Origin of the sequence: Streptomyces sp. NPDC092369 (assembly GCF_044755245.1) — a bacterium.
GTDB lineage: Bacteria > Actinomycetota > Actinomycetes > Streptomycetales > Streptomycetaceae > Streptomyces.
Window position 1 is genome coordinate 61,142 of sequence record NZ_JBIVQP010000012.1, and the last position, 23,353, is coordinate 84,494.

25 protein-coding genes and 2 pseudogenes are annotated in these 23,353 nt (G+C 67.7%); 16 read left to right on the forward strand and 11 right to left on the reverse strand.

The window, feature by feature from the left end:
• The first annotated feature begins 85 nt into the window (after positions 1 to 85).
• Both ACIQI8_RS44190 and ACIQI8_RS44195 read left to right on the forward strand, forming a co-directional pair.
• On the forward strand, positions 86 to 937 hold the full coding sequence (locus ACIQI8_RS44190; protein ID WP_402364644.1) for an IS5 family transposase: 852 nt from the start codon (positions 86 to 88) through the stop codon (positions 935 to 937).
• Positions 938 to 1,035: 98 nt separating this feature from the next.
• A complete protein-coding gene (locus tag ACIQI8_RS44195) occupies positions 1,036 to 1,743 on the forward strand; it encodes a hypothetical protein (protein ID WP_402364647.1) in 708 nt (235 codons plus the stop codon).
• A gap of 35 nt (positions 1,744 to 1,778) precedes the next feature.
• Here ACIQI8_RS44195 and ACIQI8_RS44200 read toward each other — a convergent pair.
• Positions 1,779 to 2,596 (reverse strand): IS5 family transposase gene (locus tag ACIQI8_RS44200; protein WP_402364649.1). Its coding sequence is split into 2 segments (ribosomal slippage): positions 1,779 to 2,264 and positions 2,267 to 2,596, totalling 816 coding nucleotides; the frame shifts between segments, so codons are not numbered across the junction.
• 119 nt (positions 2,597 to 2,715) lie between these two features.
• Between ACIQI8_RS44200 and ACIQI8_RS44205 the strand changes: the two genes are divergently transcribed.
• Together ACIQI8_RS44205 and ACIQI8_RS44210 are read left to right on the forward strand one after the other, a co-directional pair.
• Positions 2,716 to 3,240 (forward strand): amidohydrolase family protein, encoded by a 525-nt coding sequence (locus tag ACIQI8_RS44205; protein WP_402364652.1) that lies wholly within the window; start codon positions 2,716 to 2,718, stop codon positions 3,238 to 3,240.
• Between the two features lie 5 nt (positions 3,241 to 3,245).
• Complete coding sequence (locus ACIQI8_RS44210; RefSeq protein ID WP_402364655.1) at positions 3,246 to 3,527, forward strand: amidohydrolase family protein; 282 nt, start codon at positions 3,246 to 3,248, stop codon at positions 3,525 to 3,527.
• Between the two features lie 86 nt (positions 3,528 to 3,613).
• Here ACIQI8_RS44210 and ACIQI8_RS44215 read toward each other — a convergent pair whose 3' ends face one another.
• Positions 3,614 to 3,991 carry a MerR family transcriptional regulator gene (locus ACIQI8_RS44215; RefSeq protein WP_402364658.1) on the reverse strand — a complete coding sequence of 126 codons (378 nt, stop codon included), beginning with the start codon at positions 3,989 to 3,991 and terminating at the stop codon, positions 3,614 to 3,616.
• A gap of 75 nt (positions 3,992 to 4,066) precedes the next feature.
• Between ACIQI8_RS44215 and ACIQI8_RS44220 the strand changes: the two genes are divergently transcribed.
• A complete protein-coding gene (locus ACIQI8_RS44220; protein ID WP_402364661.1) occupies positions 4,067 to 4,795 on the forward strand; it encodes an SDR family oxidoreductase in 729 nt (242 codons plus the stop codon).
• Between the two features lie 506 nt (positions 4,796 to 5,301).
• Here the strand turns inward: ACIQI8_RS44220 and ACIQI8_RS44225 are convergent.
• Positions 5,302 to 5,439, reverse strand: coding sequence for a hypothetical protein (locus ACIQI8_RS44225; RefSeq protein WP_402364664.1), 138 nt, complete (start codon positions 5,437 to 5,439; stop codon positions 5,302 to 5,304).
• A gap of 152 nt (positions 5,440 to 5,591) precedes the next feature.
• A pseudogene (locus ACIQI8_RS44230) lies at positions 5,592 to 5,690 on the reverse strand (IS5/IS1182 family transposase); the annotation flags it as partial.
• Positions 5,691 to 6,560: 870 nt separating this feature from the next.
• Between ACIQI8_RS44230 and ACIQI8_RS44235 the strand changes: the two are divergent.
• From ACIQI8_RS44235 to ACIQI8_RS44275, 9 genes and pseudogenes are all read left to right on the forward strand, one after another.
• Positions 6,561 to 6,811: pseudogene (locus ACIQI8_RS44235) on the forward strand (transposase); the annotation flags it as partial.
• Between the two features lie 251 nt (positions 6,812 to 7,062).
• Positions 7,063 to 7,977 carry an ABC transporter ATP-binding protein gene (locus tag ACIQI8_RS44240; protein WP_402364667.1) on the forward strand — a complete coding sequence of 305 codons (915 nt, stop codon included), beginning with the start codon at positions 7,063 to 7,065 and terminating at the stop codon, positions 7,975 to 7,977.
• Between the two features lie 101 nt (positions 7,978 to 8,078).
• The gene (locus tag ACIQI8_RS44245; RefSeq protein ID WP_402364670.1) at positions 8,079 to 8,855 is read left to right on the forward strand and encodes an ABC transporter permease; all 777 of its coding nucleotides are present in this window, start codon (positions 8,079 to 8,081) and stop codon (positions 8,853 to 8,855) included.
• A gap of 48 nt (positions 8,856 to 8,903) precedes the next feature.
• Complete coding sequence (locus ACIQI8_RS44250; RefSeq protein WP_402364673.1) at positions 8,904 to 9,608, forward strand: response regulator transcription factor; 705 nt, start codon at positions 8,904 to 8,906, stop codon at positions 9,606 to 9,608.
• The gene (locus ACIQI8_RS44255; RefSeq protein ID WP_402364676.1) at positions 9,605 to 11,122 is read left to right on the forward strand and encodes a sensor histidine kinase; all 1,518 of its coding nucleotides are present in this window, start codon (positions 9,605 to 9,607) and stop codon (positions 11,120 to 11,122) included. The genes ACIQI8_RS44250 and ACIQI8_RS44255 overlap by 4 nt, the downstream gene beginning before the upstream one ends.
• A 285-nt stretch (positions 11,123 to 11,407) precedes the next feature.
• On the forward strand, positions 11,408 to 13,660 hold the full coding sequence (locus ACIQI8_RS44260) for an MMPL family transporter (RefSeq protein WP_402364679.1): 2,253 nt from the start codon (positions 11,408 to 11,410) through the stop codon (positions 13,658 to 13,660).
• A gap of 101 nt (positions 13,661 to 13,761) precedes the next feature.
• The gene (locus ACIQI8_RS44265; RefSeq protein ID WP_402364681.1) at positions 13,762 to 15,018 is read left to right on the forward strand and encodes a sensor histidine kinase; all 1,257 of its coding nucleotides are present in this window, start codon (positions 13,762 to 13,764) and stop codon (positions 15,016 to 15,018) included.
• Positions 14,942 to 15,613: a response regulator gene (locus tag ACIQI8_RS44270; RefSeq protein WP_402364685.1), complete on the forward strand. Its 672-nt coding sequence runs from the start codon at positions 14,942 to 14,944 to the stop codon at positions 15,611 to 15,613. Before ACIQI8_RS44265 ends, ACIQI8_RS44270 begins: the two co-directional genes overlap by 77 nt.
• A gap of 140 nt (positions 15,614 to 15,753) precedes the next feature.
• On the forward strand, positions 15,754 to 16,686 hold the full coding sequence (locus ACIQI8_RS44275) for an SGNH/GDSL hydrolase family protein (protein WP_402364688.1): 933 nt from the start codon (positions 15,754 to 15,756) through the stop codon (positions 16,684 to 16,686).
• 83 nt (positions 16,687 to 16,769) lie between these two features.
• Here ACIQI8_RS44275 and ACIQI8_RS44280 read toward each other — a convergent pair whose 3' ends face one another.
• The 5 genes from ACIQI8_RS44280 to ACIQI8_RS44300 form a co-directional block, all read right to left on the reverse strand.
• Positions 16,770 to 17,702: an anti-sigma factor RsbA family regulatory protein gene (locus ACIQI8_RS44280; RefSeq protein WP_402364691.1), complete on the reverse strand. Its 933-nt coding sequence runs from the start codon at positions 17,700 to 17,702 to the stop codon at positions 16,770 to 16,772.
• The gene (locus ACIQI8_RS44285) at positions 17,702 to 17,992 is read right to left on the reverse strand and encodes a hypothetical protein (protein ID WP_402364694.1); all 291 of its coding nucleotides are present in this window, start codon (positions 17,990 to 17,992) and stop codon (positions 17,702 to 17,704) included. Before ACIQI8_RS44285 ends, ACIQI8_RS44280 begins: the two co-directional genes overlap by 1 nt.
• Positions 17,993 to 18,430: 438 nt before the next feature.
• A complete protein-coding gene (locus tag ACIQI8_RS44290) occupies positions 18,431 to 18,643 on the reverse strand; it encodes a hypothetical protein (protein ID WP_402364697.1) in 213 nt (70 codons plus the stop codon).
• Positions 18,644 to 19,083: 440 nt separating this feature from the next.
• A complete protein-coding gene (locus tag ACIQI8_RS44295) occupies positions 19,084 to 20,067 on the reverse strand; it encodes an NADPH:quinone reductase (RefSeq protein ID WP_402364700.1) in 984 nt (327 codons plus the stop codon).
• A gap of 20 nt (positions 20,068 to 20,087) precedes the next feature.
• On the reverse strand, positions 20,088 to 20,666 hold the full coding sequence (locus ACIQI8_RS44300; RefSeq protein WP_402364703.1) for a PadR family transcriptional regulator: 579 nt from the start codon (positions 20,664 to 20,666) through the stop codon (positions 20,088 to 20,090).
• 126 nt (positions 20,667 to 20,792) lie between these two features.
• Here ACIQI8_RS44300 and ACIQI8_RS44305 point away from each other — a divergent pair, with 126 nt between their 5' ends.
• Entirely contained in the window at positions 20,793 to 21,185 is a 393-nt protein-coding gene (locus ACIQI8_RS44305; RefSeq protein ID WP_402364706.1) for an ester cyclase, read from the forward strand.
• A 59-nt stretch (positions 21,186 to 21,244) separates the two neighbouring features.
• Here the strand turns inward: ACIQI8_RS44305 and ACIQI8_RS44310 are convergent, their stop codons facing one another.
• Complete coding sequence (locus ACIQI8_RS44310; RefSeq protein WP_402364709.1) at positions 21,245 to 21,382, reverse strand: hypothetical protein; 138 nt, start codon at positions 21,380 to 21,382, stop codon at positions 21,245 to 21,247.
• A 386-nt stretch (positions 21,383 to 21,768) separates the two neighbouring features.
• Here ACIQI8_RS44310 and ACIQI8_RS44315 point away from each other — a divergent pair, with 386 nt between their 5' ends.
• A complete protein-coding gene (locus ACIQI8_RS44315; protein ID WP_402364712.1) occupies positions 21,769 to 21,897 on the forward strand; it encodes an ATP-dependent DNA ligase in 129 nt (42 codons plus the stop codon).
• Between the two features lie 62 nt (positions 21,898 to 21,959).
• On the opposite strand, the gene ACIQI8_RS44320 is transcribed toward ACIQI8_RS44315, so the two are convergent.
• The gene (locus tag ACIQI8_RS44320; protein WP_402364715.1) at positions 21,960 to 23,198 is read right to left on the reverse strand and encodes a PP2C family protein-serine/threonine phosphatase; all 1,239 of its coding nucleotides are present in this window, start codon (positions 23,196 to 23,198) and stop codon (positions 21,960 to 21,962) included.
• Between the last annotated feature and the right edge of the window lie 155 nt (positions 23,199 to 23,353).

Here is a 23,353-nt window from a genome sequence, read left to right on the forward strand (position 1 = left end):
TTCGCTTAGAGGGCAACTGATCTGGCTTGCAGGTGATTTGGGGTGCTCGCTGTGACTGTGGCGACTGTGGGTCGTTGCGGGTCTCGTGAGTTCTCGACGCCCTTATCGCAGCGACGTGTCCGATGCCCGTTGGGCGTTGATCGAGCCGGTGTTCGTGGCCTGGCGGGCTGCCCGGACCGGTCCAGGTATCGCGGCGCGGGTGCATGAGCTGCGGGAGATCGTGAACGCCATCCTCTACGTCAACCGCACGGGTATCCCGTGGGAGTACCTGCCGCACGACTTCCCGCCGTACAAGACCGTCTACGACTACTACGCGAAGTGGGAAGTGGACGGCACCGCCCAGCACGTTCACGATCTGCTGCGCGACAAGTCCCGCCGCGCGCATGGCCGGCCTGCGGCCCCGTCGGCTGCGGTGATTGATGCGCAGAGCGTGAAGACCTCCGCGAACGTCGCTGAGGCGAGTCAGGGCATCGACGCCGGCAAGAAGATCAAAGGGCGTAAGCGCCATGTGGCCACGGACACGCTTGGCCTGGTCCTGGCTGTCATCGTCACGGCCGCCTCGGTGCACGACTCCACCGGCGGAAAACGCCTGCTCGACGAGCTTGCCGCGTCACATCCCAGCGTGACCAAGGTCTGGGCCGACGGCGGATACCAGACCAGCGTCTTCCAGCACGGAGCCGCGAAGGGAATCGACGTCGAGGTCGTGAAACGGCCTACCACCAAGGGATTTCAGCCCCAGCCGAAACGCTGGGTGATCGAACGCACCTTTGGCTGGCTGATGCAGCACCGGCGCCTCGTTCGAGACTACGAAGCTCTGCCCCAGAGATCCCGCACAATGATCCACTGGGCCATGGCTAACAAAACGAGCCGAGAACTCACCGGAGAATCCACACCAACCTGGCGAATCGAAACGGACAAGCCACCCACATCGTCCTGAACATTGATCAGATGCTCTCTTAGAACCACTAACAGAAGGACCTTCAAGGCCCATTGAAGCTTGGGCGGTAGGTAACGGCCGGGTGCGAGGATGCTGGTGTGCTGGATGAGATCGACGCGGTGGACTGGGGTTCCATACCGGGCCATCTCGACTGGTATGAACCGGAGCGTGCCGTCCGTGGTCTGAGGGCCCTGGCCGAGGCAGCGGACCTGGCGCAGGCGGCGGAGGCCGGCTCGCGGCTTGGTGGCGGTGGAGTCGTTCATGGCCACAGTGCCGCTGTGTTCCCAGCGGCTGTCGTTGCGACCCCGCTGCTTCTGGACATCGCGCAGCAGGGGCATCCGGCGGCAAGGGACACTGCGTTGGGGCTGCTTGATGAGGCTCTGTCGTGCTATCCGCATGCCGGGTACACGCGGGCGATGGCTCCTGACGGCACTGCGGTTCCCATTTGCTGTGCCATCGCCCACCATCTGCGGGCCCGCACTGATTTCCTCGTCGGGCTGGGCGAGAGGGGCAAGTCATTGCTGGCCGACGCGGCTGCGCACTGGCGCTTCGAGATCCGCGAGTGTGTCGCCGGCAGCGGCGGCACAGCAGCATTCGGCATCTTGGCCGGCTGTCTCACCGACGGTGTGCATGCAGCGGAAATGCATCTCGCGGGTGCCATCACCGTGCTGAGCGAAGTCACCCTCGAGTACCCCCTCGCGGAGGGCTCTCTCGAAGCATGCCTGCGGGTGATCGCCCGACATCCGGGCGAACTGCCGCCAGGTGCCATGCTGCTTCCAGCGGAGTGTGGGGATCGCGTGCACTGACCGGCTTGAGGAGATTCTGGTGCAGGGGTCGGCTGCTATCGGTACGCGGCAAGACGCCTCCAGCAGATCAGGGCGCATCCGAGGGTGAGGAAAGCTTCGTGAATGTCGTCGCGGATCTCCCAGCGGATCCGCAGGCGACGGAACCAGTGCAGGTGGGCGAACGCGCGCTCCACGACCCAGCGTTGGGTGCCAAGCCCGGAGCCGTGCTCGGTGCCGCGGCGGGCGATCAGCGGCTTCACGCCAAGATCCCAGACCAGACGGCGGTACTTGTCGTGGTCGTAGCCCCGGTCGGCCAGCACCACGTCTGGTCGACGGCGGGGCCGGCCTCGCTTGCCCCGCACCGGCGGCACGGCCTGGAGCAGCGGAATCAGCTGGGTGACGTCGTTGCGGTTGCCGCCGGTCAAGGTGACGGCAAGCGGGATGCCGGTGGCATCAGTGATCAGGTGGTGCTTGCTGCCCGTCCTGCCCCGGTCGACAGGGCTTCGTCCGGTCTTGGAGCCCCCTTTAACGCCCGGATGTGGGAGCCGTCGACCGCAGCCCGAGAGAAGTCCAGGGCGTTCACGCTGCGCAGCTCAGCGAGGAGGACCTCGTGCAGCCGGGGCCAGACCCCCGCTTCGGTCCACTCGGCCAGGCGGCGCCAACAGGAGGTCATGCCGGAACCGAAGCCGAGTTCCTGCGGCAGGTGTTCCCAGGCGATCCCTGTGTGCAGCACGAACAGGATGCCCTGGAACACCAGCCGGTCCGGGTGTCGCTTGCGTCCCGGATGCCGGGCCCGACGCTCCACCCTCGGCAGCAGCGGCTCGATCACCGCCCACAGCTCGTCATCGACTTCCCACGGCTTCGGCCGCGCCACCCCGCACCCCCGGATTCATCGGTCCAGGAGTGATCCAACCACCTCGAAGATCATTCTGTTAGGAGTTCTTAGCCGCCCTCGGTGTGACCAGTGGCACCGCGAGAGAGGTAGGGAACCTGATGTCGGTCATCGATGCGTGGATGCAGCACCCCACGCTCCGTCACACCAACCACGAGATGTTCGAGTCCCTGCGTCGGTGGACGGGGCGGAGCCTGCTAGAGGAGCCGTTGCCTGTCGAGGCCACGGTGGCTGCGATGACGGCCGCTGATGTGGAGATCGGTCTTTCGGCAGCCTGGTACGGGCCCCAGGGGCCACTGATCAGCAACGACGAAGTGGCCGAGTTCGTCGCCGAGTCCGGAGGACGGCTGCGCGGGGTGGCCGGCGCGGACCTCGCCCGACCGGTCCCGGCCGTGCGGGAACTGCGCCGGGCTCTGGAGGAACTCGGGTTCGTGGCCCTGCGGATCGTGCCCTGGCTGTGGCAGCTTCCGCCCACCGACCGGCTCTACTACCCGCTGTACGCAGCCTGCGTGGACCTCGACATCCCCTTCTGCACGCAGGTCGGCCACACCGGTCCTCTGCGTCCGTCCGAGACCGGCCGCCCCATTCCGTACATCGTCAGGTCGCGCTCGACTTCCCTGAGCTGACCATCGTGTGCGGGCACATCGGCTACCCGTGGACCACGGAGATGATTGCGGTGGCCGACAAGCACGCCAACGTGTACATCGACACCAGCGCCTACACCGCTCGCCGCTACCCGCCCGAGCTGGTCGACTACCTGCGCAGCCGGGGCCGGAGGAAGGTGCTGTTCGGCACCAACTACCCCATGATCACCCCCGGCCAGGCATTGGAACACCTCGGCGAACTGGGCCTGGACGAGGAAGCCACCGAGCTGTTCCTGTCCGGCAACGCACGACGGATCTTCAGGATCTGACGGTGCCGGGGCCGCGTCGGCTCCCATGAGGATCGCCGCGAGATGGAGTGCGACCCAAGATACGAGAGCAAGCTTGCCGACCGCGGCTACGGGTGCGTGTCCGTGACCGCGATGACCTCGTCGAGGCGGTCCAGGACGGCCTGCAAGTCGTCGACCTTGGCCTGGATGCGGTCCCGCTCGGCGCGCAGCATCGCTCGTTGCTCGGCGTCTGTGTGCCCCACGACCCAGCACGGAAGGAGCTCCGTGATCCTTCGGCTGGTCAGGCCGGCGGCGAACATCTGCTGGAAGAAACGGACCAGGGTGACGGCATCCTGCCGGTAAAGGCGCTGGCCGGACGGGCTGCGCTCCGCCACGAGAAGCCCCTGCTGCTCGTAGTAGCGCACCGCGCGCACCGAGACGCCGGCACCCCGCGCCACCTCACCGATGCGTATCAACCGCTCGTCCGCGGCCCCTGAGACAGTCATGGTGGTACCTCTCCCCCTGGCCCCGCCGACCAGCACTTGCCCCTGACGTTAACGTCAGGTTTTAGCGTACCGGGCATGGACATCAACAACTCAGTTGCCCTTGTCACCGGAGCCAACCGCGGCCTGGGCCGCGCCTTCGCCCAACGCCTGATCGAACGCGGCGCCCGCAAGGTCTACGCGACAGCCCGCCGACCGCAGACCGTGGACCTGCCCGGCGTCGAAGTGCTCCCCCTTGACATCACCGATCCCGCATCCGTGAAGGCCGCAGCCCAAGCCGCCCCGGACGTTTCCCTGCTTATCAACAACGCCGGCATCAGTACGGGCACCGACCTGGTGACCGGTTCACTGGACGCGGTACGGCACGAGCTGGAGACCAACATGTTCGGCCACCTGGGAATGATCCGGGAGTTCGCGCCGGCGCTCGCCACAAACGGCGGGGGCGCGATCGTCAATGTTCTCTCCGCCATGTCATGGTTCGGGGGCAAGGGCGCCAATGCCTACCACCTGACCAAGGCCGCCGCCTGGGCCATGACCAACGGCGTCCGCCTGGAACTCGCCGAAGAGGGCACCCTGGTGACAGCGGTGCACCTCGGTCTGGCCGACACCGACATGGCGGCGGGCTGGCCGGTGGACAAGATCGCGCCGGCGGACCTGGCCGACGCGGCGCTCGACGGCGTCGAGGCGGGCTTGGCCGAGGTCCTCGCCGACCAGTGGAGTCGGGACGTCAAGTCCCGCCTGCCACTGACGCCGGAAGAGTTCAACGCCGCAATGGACCGCGCCGTCGCGGCGCTGATGGCGGCCTGAGAGGCCCCTCAGGCGCGGACTTCGATCAGCTGCCTCTCGAACAGCCTCCGGGACTCCCCTACCTGAGGTCGAACTCGTGGTCTCGCGCCGCTGATCAGGTGGGTCTGATGGGTAGGCCGGTCTCGGCGAGGCAGCCGGCTACGAGGTGAGCGTGTTCCTGGATGAGGCGTAAGAAGCCGTATCGCAGCCGAACTTGATTCCTGCTGGTCAGGCATAGTTCCGCTCGGATTGGGGGGAGGCATTGCGGCAGCTTGTGTCCGCTTCGTGCAGGCTCTCGCAGTCCCGCGCCAGACGGCGGGAGTTCGTCAACCACGGCGCTCGGGAGGCCCACGCAAGGCCTCCCGAGCGCCGCCCGCGAAGACCACCCGATTATCAGCTCACGCTCACAGTCTCCCGGCCAGCCCGGGGAACGCGTCGCCCATCTCATACATGGCCGCAGTCCCGGACCGGACGGCGCCGGCCGCCGCATCCGCGCCCGCATCGGTGGTCGTCTGCGCGACCCCCGCCTACTGCGCGACCAGTGCGAAATGGTCCTCGGGGTCCGCGTCGCCCAACGCCGCCTGGTGGCGGTCGCGCAGCTCAGGCGGCAGCGCGCGGCGGATCGTCACAACCGCCCCGGGGCCTGCCGATCGACCCCGAAGCATGGCCGAGAAGTTCAGAGGGCATTGCGACCTCCGGTCTCGGTCTCTCACAAGGCTACGCAGAGCAAACCCTGATGTGAGCCGCCTCCCGCCGCACCGGATCACCGAAACTCGCCGCTCCACGGCCGACCCTTGCGCACCGGATCCGCGCCCTACCGCCGCAAGGCTGTGATCAGCTTCCCGAAATGGCGCGGGCGCAGCCCGGAAAACGGGGCTATCCAAGACGGCTCCAACGCCGTGATCACACCAGCCATCCGAAGATCATCCCAGGACGGCGAGGGTGCCCATCGTTGAGCCAACGGACTGGAGAGGAAAGATGGAACACGAAGACGCCCTGCAACTCGCGGCGACATTTCTGGCGCCCAGCCAGCGCGATGACGAGCCGCCCCTTCAAGGTCGATGAGGATGGGCCAGCAGTCCAGCAACTGTTGTTCCGGCTCACGAGAGGAGCGGTTGCCTACGCCTAAGTGGCTGTTGTCGTTCCGATCTTGAGGGCTGTGCGTCGAACGGGAGTCTCGATCGGGTGACCGCAGTCGGCCGCGTGTATGAGATCAGGGCCTCGTGGCAGCGCCGGCGGCCGCGACAGGTACGGCTCAGCAACGCCTGCCCCGGGCCAAGAGCGGGGCAGGCCTGCCGTTATCGTCCCCATGGTTGGGCTATGGGGCCCGACTTGGCAGGGAGGGGTCAGCCGTGGGGATATTGCAGAAGTGGGCGCGTAAGCGCATGACTCAAGGTGCTATCGGAGCACGGGAACGGGGTGAAGCCACCTACGTTCACAGATTGGCCAGTTCGAGTCAGCAGATCCAGGACCGGTACACCTCGGCGATCGAGTCAGAGGGCTGGAAATTCGCCGGTATCCACGAAGATCCTTCACACCCCAGGGAGCGCTGGGTGATGACCTTCGAGCGCGCAGGCGAGGCGAGCGGGACACCGACCCATTCCTCCTAGTACGCCTCAGCAGTTGTTGTCGTTTCGATCTTGAGGGTTGTGCGTCGAACGGGAGTCTCGATCGGGTGACCGCGGTCGGCCGCGTGCATGAGGGCAAGGCCTCCTGGTAGCTCGGGGTTGCGAAGCCAACCGAGATCCAGGAGACCTCGTTGCCGCAGTTGTACGTGCTCGCGCCGGTGGAGTTCAACTCGGCTTTACCAACGTGTGTTTGCGTCGCTCACCGGTTCCGAAACGCGGCCGATCACCCGGAACGTGTTCGGCGGTATCCCTCGGACATGACGGACGCGGAGTGGGCTGTGGTCCGGCCGCTGCTGCCGGTGCCGGCCTGGCTGCGGGGCCGGGGCGGACAGCCGGAGGCCTACTGCCACCGGGTGATACTCGATGCGATGCGATGCGCTACCTCGTCGACAACGGCATCAAGTGGCGGGGGTCGGTCGCTTCCTGCACGGTTTCTGACCTGCCGTTGAGGTATGGCCACAGATGACTGTCGGCCGGACCTCAACATGTGAGTTTCATGGGAGTCCCAGAGGCATCGGGCACTGTCTGTTGGGTCTTCCCAGGTCAGAGGCTTGGCCTTGCCATGAAACGTTCATGTTCGTCCAGATCGGGCCCACGTCGGTAGCGGACAGTGCGTGGTGCACGCGTCGGTCGCGTGCACCACTGCCGTCTGGAGTCTCGATGATCGAAGTTTGCGGCCTGTCGAAACGCTATGGCGAGGTCATGGCTGTGGATGATCTGACATTCGCTGTCCGCCCCGGGGAAGTGACCGGTTTTTTGGGGCCCAACGGAGCCGGCAAGTCGACCACGATGCGCATGATTCTGGGACTGGACGCTGCCAGTTCAGGGACTGCGACAGTGGCCGGTCGGCCCTACGCCGCGCAGCCCGCGCCACTGAAGGTGGTCGGGGCGCTCCTGGATCCGGGCGCGGTACTGCCCAGCCGTACCGCCTATCACCATCTGTCGGCGTCGGCGGCCGGCAACGGAATTCCGCGCCACCGGGTGGACGAGGTACTGGCTGAAGTCGGCTTGGAGAAGGTGAGTCGCCGACGTGCGGGGACGTTCTCCCTCGGAATGCGTCAGCGGCTGGGTATCGCCGCGGCCCTGTTGGGTGATCCTCCGGTGCTGGTGTTTGACGAGCCGCTCAACGGGCTGGACCCGGAGGGCATTGTGTGGATCCGTTCGCTGATGCGGAGGATGGCGGCCGAAGGACGAGCGGTTTTGATGTCCAGTCATCTGATGAGTGAGATGGAGTTGACCGCCGACCATCTCATCGTCATCGGTCGCGGAAAGCTGATCGCTGACACGACGATGAAGGACTTCATCGAGGCGCACTCCGAGCGCGAGGTCTTCGTTCGTACCCCTCAGGCCGAGGCCCTGCGCAGCATGCTCACCGCAGCCGTTCAGGTGCGGACCGAGGGCAGTGACGCCTTGGTGGTGACAGGTCTGGAAGCCGCCGAGATCGGGGCCCTGGCATCGCTCGGCGGAGTGGAGCTGCATGAGCTTGCTCCGCGCCAAGTGTCGCTGGAAAAGGCATTCATGGACCTGACGCGCGAAGCGGTGGAGTACCAGTCGGAGAAGGAGACGAGCCGATGACGCACGCCCCTGCGCAACTCCCTGCCAGGTCGACAAAAGCCCGTCGGCACTTGCTCGTGTCCCGCCTTCGACGAGACCCGGATCGTGCGGGGAGTGGGAGGGTGACCTTCTGGCACTGTCTGCACGCCGAGTGGATCAAGATCCGCACGATGCGATCGACAATGTACGTGATCGTGGGCACTCTGGCGTTCTGCATTGGTCTTGCTGCGCTGAACGCCTCGGCCGCAGGCAGTGAGTTCGCGGACCTGAGTCCCGCGGACCAGGCCTCGTTCGACCCGTTGGCGACCAGCCTGCGCGGCTACCTGCTGGCGCAGATCGCGCTTGGCCTGTTGGGCGGCCTGGTCATCACCTCGGAATACGGTGCGCGCACGATCGTCCCCACCCTGATCGCTGTTCCGCACCGGGCGCGGGTGCTGGTGTCCAAGGCTGTGGTGCTGGTGGGCGTGGCGCTGCCGGTCGGGATCGCGGTGTCACTGGCCGGGTTTCTCGTGGGACAGGCGTCGCTGTCCGCAGCGGGCGCCCCGCACCTGGCACTCTCCGACGGCGTGGCACTGCGTGGCATCGCAGGTGGTGGTCTTTACCTGGCACTGGCCGGGCTCTTCGGGCTGGCTCTGGGCACGGTGATCCGCTCCACCACGGCAACAGTGACCACACTGTTCGGCGTGATGCTGATCGTTCAGGCCTTCGCCCCGGCCCTGCCCGCAGGACTCGGCGACTGGGTGTCGAAGTACTGGCCGCCGATCGCCGGCGGGCAGATCATCACCAGCTATCAGGACCCCGTGTTGCTGAGTCCCTGGGCGGGCGTGGGCGTCATGGCCGGATGCGTGGCGGCTTTGATGACGGCGGCGTTCGTCGTCTTCCGCAAGCGTGACGCCTAGCAAGGCAGGACAGTGAAGACAGAGATTCGCCAGCCGGGGACGGGTGCCATGACGACGACACAACGACTGCTGCTGGTGGAGGACGAGCCCACGCTGCGTGAGCTGCTGTCTGCCAGCTTGCGGCTGGCCGGCTTCGAAGTGATTGCGGTCGAGGCCGGCGGCCAAGCCCTGGAAGCGGTCCGTGACAAGCGTCCCGATCTGATCGTCCTGGACGTGATGCTGCCCGACTTCGACGGCTTCGAGGTCGCACGCCGCCTGCGCGAGCATCCGTCCGGTTCCGGGAGCGGGCACCCGCCGATTCTCTTCCTGACGGCCCGGGACGCAGCCGAGGACCGCATCAGCGGCCTGCGGGCCGGCGGGGACGACTACGTGACCAAGCCTTTCAACCTCGAGGAACTCATCCTGCGTATCCAGGCCGTGCTGCGCCGCACCAGCGGCCGCCGGCTCGATGGGCTCGTGGTCGTCGACGACCTGGAACTCGATCTCGACAGCCACCAGGTGACGCGAGGCGGCGAGCCGGTGCAGCTGTCTCCGACCGAATTCAATCTGCTGCGCGTGCTGATGGACAACGCCGGCCAGGTCTTGTCCAGGGATCAGCTGCTGGACCAGGTCTGGCACTACGACTTCGACGGCGACGACTCCATCGTCGCCTCCTACATCAGCTACCTGCGCCGCAAAATTGACACCGGCGAACGGAAGCTGATCCATACGGTGCGTGGCACCGGCTATGTCCTGCGCAGGCCCCGCGGATGAGTGCGGCTGCCACGCGTGGGCCGGTCAGCCGTCTGTCGCTGCGCGGGCGGGTCGTGGCCCTCACATTGCTGCTGGTCATCGCCGCCCTGTTGGCAAGTAACGCCCTGCTCGTCACCCTGCTGCAACGGCAACTGGTACAGCAGCTGGATGACCGGCTGCGCACCGCTGTCACGACTGCGGCACGGCTGTCCAACACGGAGGACTCGTCCGGCGAGCCGGCACCGGAGACGCGCGATGGCGTGGAGGGCGACTTGGCGGGCGATGTCTACGTCGCCTACCTCGATGCCGAAGGGCATCTGCGGCAGACGCTGCGTCCAGCCGCCCATGGCGCCCCCCGGCTTCCGGTCCTGGACACGGCAGCGGTCGCGGCCCGAGACCAGCACCCCTTCCAGGTCCTGGGCAAGGGTGACGGCGATGAGTGGCGTGTCATCGCTGCCCCGCTGGATACCGACCACGACGCCCAGGTGGACGAGGTCGGCAGCGTCGTCGTGGCCGGTTCTCTGGCGCCGGTCGACACGACGATCCGGCGGCTGGGCGTGTGGATGCTGGTGATCGATTCCCTGGTGCTCGTCTGCTTGGGCGTCATCGCCTGGTTCGGCGTGCGGGCCGGTCTGAGGCCGCTGCGGCGCATCGAGACGACGGCAGCGGCCATCGCGGGCGGAGATCTCTCGAGCCGGGTCCCGCAGCCGGACACGATGCGCACCGAACTGGGCCGGCTGTCCGCCGCGCTCAACGGCATGCTGGACCGCATCGAAGCCGGCGACGCCGCTCGCGCCGCCACCAACGAGCGCATGCGCACTTTTGTCGCGGACGCCAGCCATGAACTGCGCACCCCGCTGTTCGGGATCAAAGGCTTCACCGAGTTGTATCGGATGGGGGGCATGCCCGAGCGCGCCGATGTCGATGCCGCCATGGGCCGTATCGAACGTGAAGCAGGCCGCCTGGCCCGCATTGTCGAGGACCTGCTGCTGCTTGCCAGGCTCGACGAAGATGCCACCGGTGATGTGCATCCGACTCTTCGTCTCACCCCCATGGACCTGCGCACCCTGGCCGCCGACGCCCTGCACGACCTACGGGCCCTGGCCCCCGAACGTCCCATCACCCTGACCGGCCCGGGCGGCGGTCCGCCCGGTGGCGCCCCCGTCCTGGGCGACGAGTCCCGACTGCGACAGGTCACCTCCAACCTCGTCGGCAACGCCATCGCCCACACCCCGCCCGGCACGCCGGTACGCATCGGTGTCGGCACCGTGGAGGATCAGGCAGTGCTGGAGCTGAGTGATGAGGGGCCAGGAATCGCGGCCGAGCAGACCGGCCACATCTTCGACCGTTTCTACCGCGCCGACACCGCTCGCGGCCGCACACAGACTGGCGGTGCCGGTCTCGGACTGTCCATCGTCCGCTCCCTGGTGACCGCTCACCACGGTCGCGTTGAGGTCCGCTCAGTGCCGGGGAAGGGCGCCACGTTCCGCGTCCTGCTGCCGTTGCATCCCGACAGCTCCGTCAGCAATTACTGAGGACAGCGCGGTAATCCCTCGGCCGGCCGATGCGAACGGCCGGATGTAGCCGACGCATATCCGAATCCAAGACTCACCGATGGGGTGCTCAACCCAGGTGTGTCGCCTTTCTGTTCGCGCGCCCTGTGCCGTTCGCGGCTTGGGGACTACCGGCGGGAGATGAGACACCCGCCGAGTCCTACTTGTTTTTGAGTACAGGGGATTGTCGATAGGGCCGACGACAGGCAGAGGCCTGCCCGCCAGGGTGAGAGACGTTCCCGATATCCAGATATGGAGATGTCCTTCATGGCGATTTTCTTGCATCGGGTGGGCCAATGGGCCTTCCGCAAGCGCCGCATTGTGGTGTTGGCCTGGGTGGCGGTGCTGGCCGCCGTGTTCCTCGGGGCTTCCACCGCGTCCGAGGCACCGGACGACTCGTCCTCCCTGCCCGGCATCGAATCCCAGCAGGCGTTCGATCTGATCAATGAGCGTTTCCCGGGCGCCGAAGCGGACGGGACCGAGGCCCGCATCGTGTTCGTCGCGGCACACGGTTCGCACGTCACCGCCGCCGCCAACCGCTCGGCCATCGGCAAACTCGTCGCCGCGGTGGCCAACGGGGCACAGGTCGCCGACGCGACCAGCCCCTTCGACACGAACGCCGTCAGCAAGGACAAGTCGACGGCGTACGCCACCGTCACCTACAAGGTCGAGAGTGACGATCTCACCGATGCCAGCAAGAGGGACCTGACCAAGGCGGTTGAGCAGGCCCGTGACGCGGGTCTGAGCGTCGAGGTCGGCGGCTCCGCGCTGGAGACCGATGCAGGGCAAGGCCTGGGAGAAGTACTCGGCGTTCTCGTCGCCGCGGTCGTGCTGCTGATCACATTCGGTTCTCTCGCCGCCGCCGGCCTGCCCCTGCTTACCGCCATCCTCGGTGTCTGTGTCAGCCTGGCCGGGATCACCGCCGTGAGCAGCGCCTTCGGATTTTCCTCGACGGTCGGTGAACTGGCGATGATGCTCGGCCTCGCCGTCGGCATCGACTACTCCCTGTTCGTGGTCTCCCGCTACCGGGAAGAGCGGGCCAAGGGACACCAGCCGCAGGAGGCGGCTGCCCTGGCCGCGGGCACGGCCGGGAGCGCGGTCGTCTTCGCCGGGCTCACCGTTGTCATCGCTCTGCTGGGCCTGTCCGTGGTCGGCGTCCCGATGCTCACCAAGATGGGTATCGGCTCGGCAGGTGCAGTGCTCGTCGGAGTCCTGGTCGCCCTGACCGCAGTGCCCGCGCTCCTGGGCTTTTGGCCCAATGCGGTGCTCTCCCGCCGTGACCGCAAGGGCGGACGTCGCACCCCCAGCACACGCTTCGGCCGCATCGGCAGGACCAAGGCGGTCGGCTCAAGGACGAAGGCCGCCCGGGGTGTTCGCTGGGCGCAGTTCGTGGTGCGCCGGCCGCTGCCGGTGCTGCTCCTGTCCGTGATCGGACTCGGGGCACTCGCGGTGCCGTCGCTGGACCTGCGGATGGGCATGCCGGGCGATGAGGCCAAGTCGACGGCAACCACGGAGCGTCGCGCCTACGACGCGCTCGCCGAGGGTTTCGGCCCTGGCTTCAACGGCCCGCTGACGGTGGTCGTCGACGCCAGGGACTCCGATGACCCGAAGGCAGCCGTCACAGCCGTTTCCGCAAAGCTCGCCGGCACCAAGGGAATCGTCTCCGTCTCGCCGGCACGCTTCAACGAGGCGAAGGACACGGCAGTGATCTCCGCCGTCCCGTCGAGCGCGCCCACCAGTCGACAGACACAGGATCTGGTGCACAGCATCCGCAGCGAGCGCAGCGCGGTGGAGTCGGCCACCGGCGCCGACTTCAAGGTCACCGGCACCCCCGCCTTGAACATCGACGTCGGCCAGAAGATGCAGGACGCCCTCATCCCCTACCTCGCGGTCGTCGTCGGTCTCGCCTTCCTCCTCCTGGCTCTGGTCTTCCGCTCGATCCTGGTACCGCTCAAGGCCGCGCTCGGCTTCCTGCTGTCCGTCGGCGCGGCCCTCGGCGCGATCGTCACCGTCTTCCAACAGGGCCACGGAGCCGGCCTCTTCGGCGTCGACGAAACCGGCCCGATCATGAGCACCATGCCCATCTTCCTGGTGGGTATCGTCTTCGGCCTCGCCATGGACTATCAGGTCTTCCTCGTCTCCCGGATCCGCGAGGCGCACATCCACGGAGAAGGGCCCGGCCAGGCCATCGTCACCGGATTCCGGCACAGCGCCCACGTCGTAGGGGCAGCGGCGCTGATCATGATCGCGGTGTTCGGAGGGTTCATGACGGGCGGCGAATCCCTGGTCAAGATGGTCGGCTTCGGACTGGCCAGTGCCGTCTTCTTCGACGCCTTCGTCGTCCGTATGGCCTTTGTGCCCGCGGTCCTGGCGCTCCTCGGCAAGCGGGCATGGTGGCTGCCGCGCTGGCTGGACCGGCTGATGCCGCGCGTCGACGTCGAGGGAGAAGCACTCACCCAGCAGGTCTCCGCGCCGCGTGATCTGCCTACCGACGACCCGCGGACCTCCGTGACGGTCTGACGAACGTGCCGGCCGGGCCGCTCGGACCCAGTCCAGAGCGCCCGGTCTGCCTCCACTGCGTCCACTTCTTCAGCCCTCGGCCACGGCACTGCGGAGAAAACATGGTCACCCGCCTGCGACGTCGCATCGATCGGCACCCCCGCCTGGTCGAAACGGCTTTCCTCCTGTTGATCTATGCGGCCACCAGCAACCAGTACCGCCGGGTCGGCGACGACACCCTGTGGTGGCCGGGCTTCGCCCTCGCGGCAGTCACCTGTACGAGTCTGCTGGCGCGCCGCCGACGCCCTGGCGCCGTTGTCGTCCTCACCACCCTCGGCACCGCCGTCGCAGGTGCCCAGGGCAGCATCTTCGGACCCCTTCTGCTGCTCCCGGTCATCGTCGCCCTGTACGAACTGACCCTCCAGGCCTCTCAGCAAGCCATCCGCATCTACGGTCTCCTGGCTGCTGTCGTCCTCGTGCCTACTGCCCTGCGCTGGGATGCGGAGGGCGAGCCCTGGGCGAACGAAGCGGTGAGCCTTGCCTTCTGGATCCTGCTGCCCATCCTGCATGGATCGGCCGTGCGAGCCCGCCGCGCGTACATGGACACCGTCCGCACCCGTGCCGAGGACGCCGAACGCACCCGCTACGAGGAAGCACAGCGCCGCGTCACCGAAGAACGCGTCCGCATCGCCCGAGAATTGCACGATGTCGTGGCCCACCACATGGCTCTGGCCAACGCTCAGGCCGGCACAGCCGCCCACCTGTTCTCCACTCACCCCGCGCAGACCGGGCGCATCCTCACCGAACTCACCGGCACGACCACGGCAGCGCTGCGCGAACTCGAGGCGACCGTGGGCCTGTTGCGCCAGTCCGAGACCGCAGAGGAATCGCTCAATCCCGCACCTGGACTTGACCGGCTTCCTGACCTGGTCGCCGCCTTCGCCGCCGCTGCACTGCACATCACGATCGCCGTCGAAGGCCCCGTGAAGCTCCTGTCGGCCGGGGCAGACCTGGCCGCCTTCCGCATTGTGCAGGAAGCGCTCACCAACGTTGCCAAACACGCCGCGGTGAACACGGCACATGTCCACCTCGCATACGCGCAGGAACAGTTGACGATCACCGTGAGCAACGACAGCAGTCCGATCGCGCCTCCGCGCGCACCCGGCGGTGGCTTCGGTCTCATCAGCATGCGAGAGCGCGCTCAGTCCGTCGGGGGCAGCTTTCGTGCGGGGCACTGCCCGGAAGGCGGCTTCGCCGTCACGGCCGAACTTCCCATCAGCGCCACAGCAGAGAGTGAGTTCCATGACGATCCGCGTACTGATTGCCGACGACCAGGCCCTGCTGCGAGCGACCTTCCGCGTGCTGATCGACTCCTGTGACGATATGGAGGTCGTCGCCGAGGCCGCCGACGGCCAGCAGGCCATCACGCTGGCCGGACTCCACCGCCCGGACGTCGTTCTGATGGACATCCGCATGCCCGGCACCGACGGACTGGCCGCGACCGCCGCCATCTGCGACCAGAGCGAGCTGCAGGACACCCGCGTCCTCATCCTCACCACGTTCCAGACCGACGAGCACGTCGCCCAGGCCCTGCACCTGGGTGCGAGCGGCTTCCTCGGCAAGAGCACCACCGCCGACGCCTTCCTCGACGGCATCCGCACGGTCGCCTCCGGTGACGCCTTGCTGTCACCCGTAGCCACCCGCTCACTGATCACGCGCTTCCTTGCCCTACCCGTGCCCAGCTCCGTCGCCCCTGCCCCCGAGCGGTTCAGCAGCCTTACTCCGCGAGAGCGCGAGGTGCTGGCCGTGGTCGCAGAGGGCAAATCCAACGAAGAGATCGCCGAGGAACTCTTCCTCAGCCCTCTGACCGTCCGCACCCACATACAGCGCGCCAAAACCAAGACGGGCGCCCGCGACCGTGCACAGCTCGTCGCCTTCGCCTACCAGTCCGGCCTGATGCAACCGCCGCGGTGACAGACGAGACGACAGCGCCTTTCACCGGCGCACGCCGTAACAGGGCTGCCATCGCTTGTCGACGCTGCCGCTCTCGCAGGCATCGGGCATGCCCTGTCCCTGACCGATCAAGCCACTCAGAAGACGGGACACAAGGCATCGTGACGCACCCACGCTTCGTTCTGACCGGAATCCTCCTGTCCGCAGTAGTCCTGACCGCCACCGTCGCCGAGACCCGTCAGGACAGCGACCCTGCTGGGGACAGCGTCCTGCAGGGCCCCTATGTCGCTCTCGGCGACTCCTACACTTCCGGTCCACGCATACCGGCTCAGAGCGGCAAACCCGCTGGCTGTGACCGCTCCGACCACAACTATCCGGCGCTGCTCGCCGCCCGCCTCAAGCTCAAACCGGGCATGTTCCGCGACATGAGCTGCAGCGGCGCGACGACGGCGGACTTCACCTCGCCTCAGTCCACCGACGACGGCCGCAATCCTGCGCAGCTTTCCTCTCTGTCCCGCCGGACCCGGCTCGTCACCGTCGGCGTCGGAGGCAATGACATCGGCTTCAGCAGCGTGCTCACCCGCTGCCTCACCATGGGAGCGGCGTACAAGCTCATCACTCGCAACAAGGACGTCTCGGTCGACGCTCCCTGCCGAGAGCGTTACGTCAAGGACGGCACCGACAGGACGCAGCAGCGGATGACAGCGCTGGGAACGGCACTGTCCGACCTGATGCAGGAGATCAGGCGGCGTGCGCCCAAGGCGCACCTCTACATCGTCGGCTATCCCGCGATCCTGCCGCCCGGAGGCACGGGATGCGGACGCGCACTTCCCCTTGCTCCCGGCGATATCGCCTACCTGCGGGAGCGGGAAGACCAGCTCAACAAGGTGCTGCGGCAACAGGCCCAAACAGCTGGCGCCACCTACGTGGACACCGAAACCGAATCCCGGGAGCACAACGTCTGCTCAGCTCCGGACACACGATGGATCGAGCCATTGATCCCCAGTAGCCCGGCGGCACCGATACACCCCAACGCTCGCGGACAACGCGGAATCAAGCAGATCATCCTGCGTGCCATGAGGGCAACAAAGTGAGCCGAAATGGATCACGTGCTTGGCTCTGCACGTGAGACGAGTGGGGCGGGCGGCTACCCGCACACGTGGCCGCCCGCGCATTGTCACAGGCTGAGGTAGAAGCGCACGGTCGTTCCGTCGTCGCTGGTGTGCACGCGCACCAGGTCGGCGACGTAGTGGACCAGCATCAGGCCCCGGCCGCCCAACTGGCCGTGCTCCGGCGGGCGGCGGCCGGCCAGCGGGTCGGTCAGTCGGCCTGCGTCGCGGACTTCACACACCAGTTGCCCCTGCTCGGCCCAGACCGCGAGTGTCCCGTGGCCTCCGCCGTGTACGACGCTGTTGGTCGTCAGTTCCGCGACCGCCAGCTGCACGTCCATCAGCCGTTCCCCGGCCATGCCCAGCTGCATCGCCTGAGCGAGAGCGAACTCTCGCACTGCCGGAAGGTCCTCATCACCGTAAGAGAAGGCCGCGGCGTCCGGTGCGGGCACGAGCGCCTGGTTGTACCGATCGACGACCGCCTGCCAGTCGTAGGCGTCGCTGACCGACTCGCGGCCCTGCCCGCTGATGAGTGTCGGGTGGGTCACCCGCGCATCGGCGATCACCTGCGGATCCAGCCCCACCTCGTCGTAGGGGCACAGGATCGTCACCGCCCGGCCCTCGAAGGCGGCGTTGATCAGTGCCTCGTGCTGCGCGCACGCCGGATACTCCACTGCGCTGCGTCCGGCCCAGATCGGCTCGCCGATGATCCGCACCCGGCCCTCCGGGTGGGCGTCGGCGAATCCGCGCAGCACTTTGGGGATGATCCGCCCCGGGTTGCGGCCGGCCTGGGTCATGTCCAGGAACAGGATGCCCTCGGCGTCCCCGCCCAGACCTGCTTTGATCAGGTCCAGGTTGGGGCCGGGCACCGCCACGGCCAGCGGCTCGCCGTTGGTCAGGCCCTCGCGCAGGAAGGCCACGGTCTGCTGCGTGTACTCCTGCTCGGTGCGGTAGAAAAGGGCGGGGTGCACGAACGCCTCATGGGTGGTCACCGTGCTCATCACAGAGCCACCTCGATCCGGTCCAGCCCAGGCCAGAACATCTCCAAGACCCGCGGCAGCTGCGGCGGGGGATTCTCGACCACAACCCTCCCGTCGGGCAGGTTCATGGCGGTGACCGCCAGGGCGGTCACCCCGGCGACGTCGACGAACGCGACATCCGACAGCTCCACGTACGACACGCCCGCGTGCCGCCTGGCCAACTCGGACAGGGCCTGCGCCCACGACGTGCGAGTGAGGACGCTGATCTCACCGCGGGCTTGTATCCCGGCACGACCGCGCAACGGGCTCACCTCCAACGCACCCCTCCTCCCGGGCTCCGCCAGGGCCCTCCCGCCCACCCCATGTGGGATATCCACGCTCGGGCTCCTTCGCATCAAGCCGCCTGCCGACCGTGCCGGCACAGGCAGAGGATGAGCTCCTCCCGACGGGGCAGTGTATCCAGGCGGAGCACGCCCGGTTCTGTCAGCAGGTGGCGACCCGTCCCCGGTGAGCGGGTGGAGCAAGTTCCCGCGGCTGTCCTCCGGAACGCTACCGCCGGGCGACTCACGCAAAGTGACGCGTTCTGCTCCTCGACATGACCGACCCTGGCTCCATCGACCGCATTGCACGACAAGCCGGCGACACGACCATCTCGATCAACGACGCGGCCATCTACCCCAGAGGCGACCTGCTGACGGCGCCGCCTTCCGACTCGAACTCCCTGCCGCCGGCATCCAGGTCCTCGGCGTCTACGCCGGCCCGACCGACACCCCGATACAAGCAGGCAACGACCCGGCCGGCTGAACCAGCCCTCCGACGTCGCCGCCGCAATCCTCGACGCCGCCGAAGCCGAAGACCACGAACTCATCGTCGACGAGATGACCACAAAGGTGCACACCGCGCTCTCGGCAGCGGTCACCGTTCTCTACCCGACTCTCGCGCAGCAGCTGGAGCTTGAACACGCGTCGCCGTCGTGGTGAGGGTGAGTCCGGTTCCGACGAGGCATCCGTCAAATGGGGTGCGGCCGGCACTGGATCTCCCTCATTCCGTGCCGGATGGTCTCGATCAGACGCTCCGGAGTCGCGAACGCTGTGCTGGTGAGCCAGCCGCGCCGCAGCAGGGAAGACGTCCACCATGCCCTCGACTTGGTCCCTGCCGGATCATTCGGCGGAGCCCAAGTGGGACGGTTACCGGGCACTCGTGGGCTGGCGGGTCGACGGCGTGTGCTGATCCGCTCTCGCGTCGGCGGTGACGTAGCCGGTGCCTTTCCGAGATCGTTGCCGCCGCCCTGCCCGCCGACACCGCGCTCGACGGAGAGCTCGTCCGATTACTTGGCAGCACGACGGGCCGCCCCCGCAGGGCTAGGAAGCTGAGCTAAGTAGGCCAGTGTTCCCAGTCTGCGCTATTGGGGGATGGTGAGCAGGATGCGGCCGTGGCCACCGCCAGCGTCGACGTGGTCGTGGGCCTTGGCGATGTCGTCCAGCGGGTGACGGTCGCCGACGGCGACGGTGAGGGCGCCGACCGCGGCGGCGGATGTGAGGTCGCGGGCGGCCTGGCGCTTTGCATCGGCGGGGAAGTCGTCGCTGCCGAGCAGCCGCAGGGTGACGTTGTTGAACAGCAGGGGCCAGAAGGGGATTTCGGTGCGGTCCGTGCGGGTGGCGTAGGCGGCGATGACGGCGTTGTGGGCGGCGACGGCGTTGTCGAGATCGGCGTTGTCGGACAGCGCGACCTCGATGATCCGGTCGACGCCCCGGGGCGCATACGAGCGGATGGCCGCGGCGGGGTCGCCGGTATCCAGGGCGACGGCGTGGGAGACGACGGCCGGGTCGACGCGGTCGAGGTCCGCGGCGCGGCGGACGGTCGCGATCACAGTCGCACCTGCCCAGTGGGCGAGCTGGGCGGCCAAGGAGCCGACGCTGCCGAGAACTCCGTGGACCAGGACCAGTTGCCCGTCGACCGGGCCGTCGGCGAAGACGGTGCGGTGGGCGGTGATGCCGGGGATGCCGAGGCTCGCGCCCAGATCGTCACTGAGGTGGTCTGGCAGAGGTTCGGCTTGGTGGTCGGGTACGACGGTGTACTGAGCAGCTGTGCCGGAGGGGCGGTAGGACTGGGCGCCGTATACCCAGACCCGCTGTCCGACGCGGCGGGCGTCGACTTGGGCGCCCACGGCGTCGATGACTCCGGCGGCGTCGCTGTGCGGGATCACCCGCGGATAGGGCATGGACGAGCCGAGCCAGCCGCGCCGCTTCTTGGTGTCGCCGGGGTTGATGCCCGAAACGGTGACGCGGACGCGGACCTCGCCGGGGCCGGGGGCGGGATCAGGGAGTTCACCGACCTGCAGGACATCGGCGGCGGAGCCCTGGTCGTCGTACCAGGAAGCAAGCATGGGAGTACCTCCGTGGACAGTCAGCTAGCGGGAGCGGCGGGCGCATGCGGATCGCTGTCGGTGCATCCGGTGTCGAATACGGGCCGTTCTTCCCCGAGGGTCTCGCGCAGCCAGGTCCGTTCGGCGCGGCTGGTGGCGCGGGCGGTGAGCAGCATGCCCCGCCGGTAGGGGTCGGCGACCTCCTCGGCACGCAGGGGCCGCTCGTGGTCGTAGAAGAAGCTCGCCGGCTCTTCCAGGAACTCCAACCGTCTGCGCAGCACCGCGTGCTGTTCGGCCACGTCGGGCAGGTGGGAGAGGAAGGCCAGGACGACGTAGAACCGGGTGAAGTCGGTGATCTCGTGGTCGGCGGGCTTGCGCAGACGCTGAAGCATGTCGGCCCGTCCGGCCGCGGTCAGGCTGAGCACGTACCGGGCCGCCCCCGCAGCCGGGTCTGAGCGCCGCTCGATCAAGCCCGCCCTGGTCAGGCGATTGATCGCCGGATACAGGCTGCCGTCGCTGACCGGCCGCGTATAGCCGGTCAGCTGTGAGATGCGGCGGCGCACCTCGTGTCCGGGCAGAGGTCCCTCGGCGAGGAAACCGAGTATCGCGAGTTCCAGCATGAGTCCATCCTCGCACGCAGACATCGAATCGATGTGCACATCGATTCGATGTTACACTCGTCGGTACCCGTCCAAACGTCTCCGGAGAGGCACAGCAAGATGCCATCGCAGTCCACCGAGTCAGTGATGAACCGTTTCGTCGAGTTCATCAACACGGGCAACGAGGATCTCGCCCACGAGGTCATTTCTCCGAACGCGGTGTTCCACGCGCCAAGCCACCCGGAACCATTGCGGGGGCCCGATGGGTACTTGGAAGTCATCGGGATGATGCGCAGCGCCTTCCCCGACGTCCAGTGGACGCTGGAGGAGACGGTCACCGAAGGCGACACCGTGGCCGCGCGGTTCACCATGCGGGGAACGCACGACGGTGAATTCTTCGGGATCCCGGCGAGCGGCAACAAGATCTCGGTGCAGGCCATGAACTTCTACTACCTGGCCGGCGGCCAGATCGTCGGCGAACGGGGCCAGCCCGATCTCGTCGCGGTGATGCAGCAGATCGGTGCCGTACCGGCGCCGTGAACCGCGTAGCACCGGGTGAGCCTTCCGTTGCGCGGAACTGACGCTGCCGGGAAGCGGCCCTACCGCACGGTGGCAGAGGGCGAAGCCTGCACCGGAGCGCTCGCGGACGGCGCGCGTTCGACGTGTAACCGCCCGGCATCCTCGTAGAAGCGCAGCGTCGTGGCCGGAATGCCGGAGCTCTCGGCGAACTGCGGCATGTCGTCACACCATCGACGCCAGACCTTCAACCCGACTCGAGGGTCAACCCGCGTCGAGACAGCCACCACTCCCTCATCGACGTACGGGTTCGCACTCGAACTGCTCCAGGATTCCGCGAACCCCTGCGCTTCCAGGTTCGACGTCCTGACCCATCGCGCCGGAGGGCTGCCTGATCTGCGGTCGCGTCCGTGCACCGAGCGCCGCCAGGCGCTCCTGGACGTGCTCGCCGACATCGGGCCGCCGCTCCAGCCCGCACTCCCGACCTCACCCGGCCGGCGAGCGCTGCGGTCGCCGGCCTGCTCGCTTTGGCGCAGCACGGTCATCCGTGACGGGCTGGTCGTTCTCCGCCGGGTAGGGCAGCCGGGAGACGTTGAGCGTCACGCTGGTGAGGCCCGAGCTGGTGGTGGAAGTCGGCGTCGACGTCGCCCGCGACGCCTCCGGCCGGTGGCGTCACCCCGCACGCTGGCACCGCGCCCGCCCCGACCTCTGCCCCGCCGACATCCCGGCCTTCTGACGGCGACGTTGCGCAGCAAGGGCCTCCCGCTGCTTGGCCAGGTCACCACCAAACGCCCGGGGTCACCGCCCGGGAGTGGGCCGTCCCATCCTTGACGCTTTTGAGGCGTCGGTGAGGTCTGCGCCGGTGGCGGCGTCCCTCTCGAAGTGATTGGTGCCGTGCCAGTCCAGGCACATGACGGTCGCGTCGTCCTGCAGGTGGCCGTCGTTGGCGTCGACGATCGCCGCGATGAGGGTGCGGGCGGCCTCACGGGGATGCAGCGGGCGGGTGCGCACGATCAGGTCGGACAGGTCGATGCTGCCTGCGTTGTGCTCCAGCATGCCGTCGGTCAGCATCACCAGCCGGTCGCCCGGACACAGGTCCAGAGACTGGACCCGGTAACTGTGCGGGGCGTCGAAACCGAACGGCATATCGACCGTCGGAGTGATCTCCCGCACCTGGCCATCCCGCATCCGCAGCGGCCAGGGATGCCCGGCGTTGACGAACTCGGTCCTGCCGTCGAGCAGGCTTATACGCAGGAGTTGGCCGGTGACGTAGCCCTTGTGGCCGTGCTCGCGCATGGCCTGGTCGGCCTGGCGGGCCTGTTCGGCGAGATCGGCACCGGCCCGCCGTGCCCGGCGCAGGGCGCCCACCGCAAGGGTGGCCAGCAGCGCGGCCTCGACATCGTGACCCATGGCATCGGTGACGGACAGCTGGACGGTGTCCCGGTCGATCGCGTAGTCGAAGGTGTCACCCCCGACGTGGTCGGCCGGCTCCAGCGCCCCGGCCACCGCGAACTGTGCCGCCTCGCACGCCAGCGACGCCGGGAGCAGCCGGTGCTGGATCTCCGCGGCCAGACTCAGGGGCTTGGTCCGGCGTCCCCACTGGTACACGTCGGTGAAGGACCGGTTGGCGATGACGATGTATGCCAGCGCGTGCGCAGTCTCGCCGATCTCTCGCATCACCTCCGCGTCCGGCGCCTCGGGCAGGAACAGTTCGAGGAGCCCGATGGCGTCACCGCGGTTGGTCACCGGGGCCACGATCCGCACCAGACCGCCCTCGCCCTCGTCCTCCACGCCCGGCCGCTGGGTACGGATCACATCGTCGTACAAGGTTCCCCGCAGCGTGATGCGCCGGGCGGGTTCGTCGGTGTCGACGCTGCCCGCCGCCCCCAGCCGCACGACCGAACTGCCGGTGAAGTCGGTGATCAGGAACGACACCGACACCGCTCCTAGACGTTCCTGGAGCAGGCGCGCGACCACATCGAGCGACTCCACCGGCGCCGCGGCCTCCGCCGCCTCCAACGTCCCCGCCAACGTCATCGCCCTGCCCCGGCCCCTTTCGCCCCGGAGAAGTCGAGAGACCAGCCCGCCATCCGGCCCTCCTGCACTCACAGCGATTTCTCCATTGCTCGATGACGCTCAAGACTGCGCCCGGAAAGACGCGGGAGACCAGTACCGATCCCGGTCCCCGGACC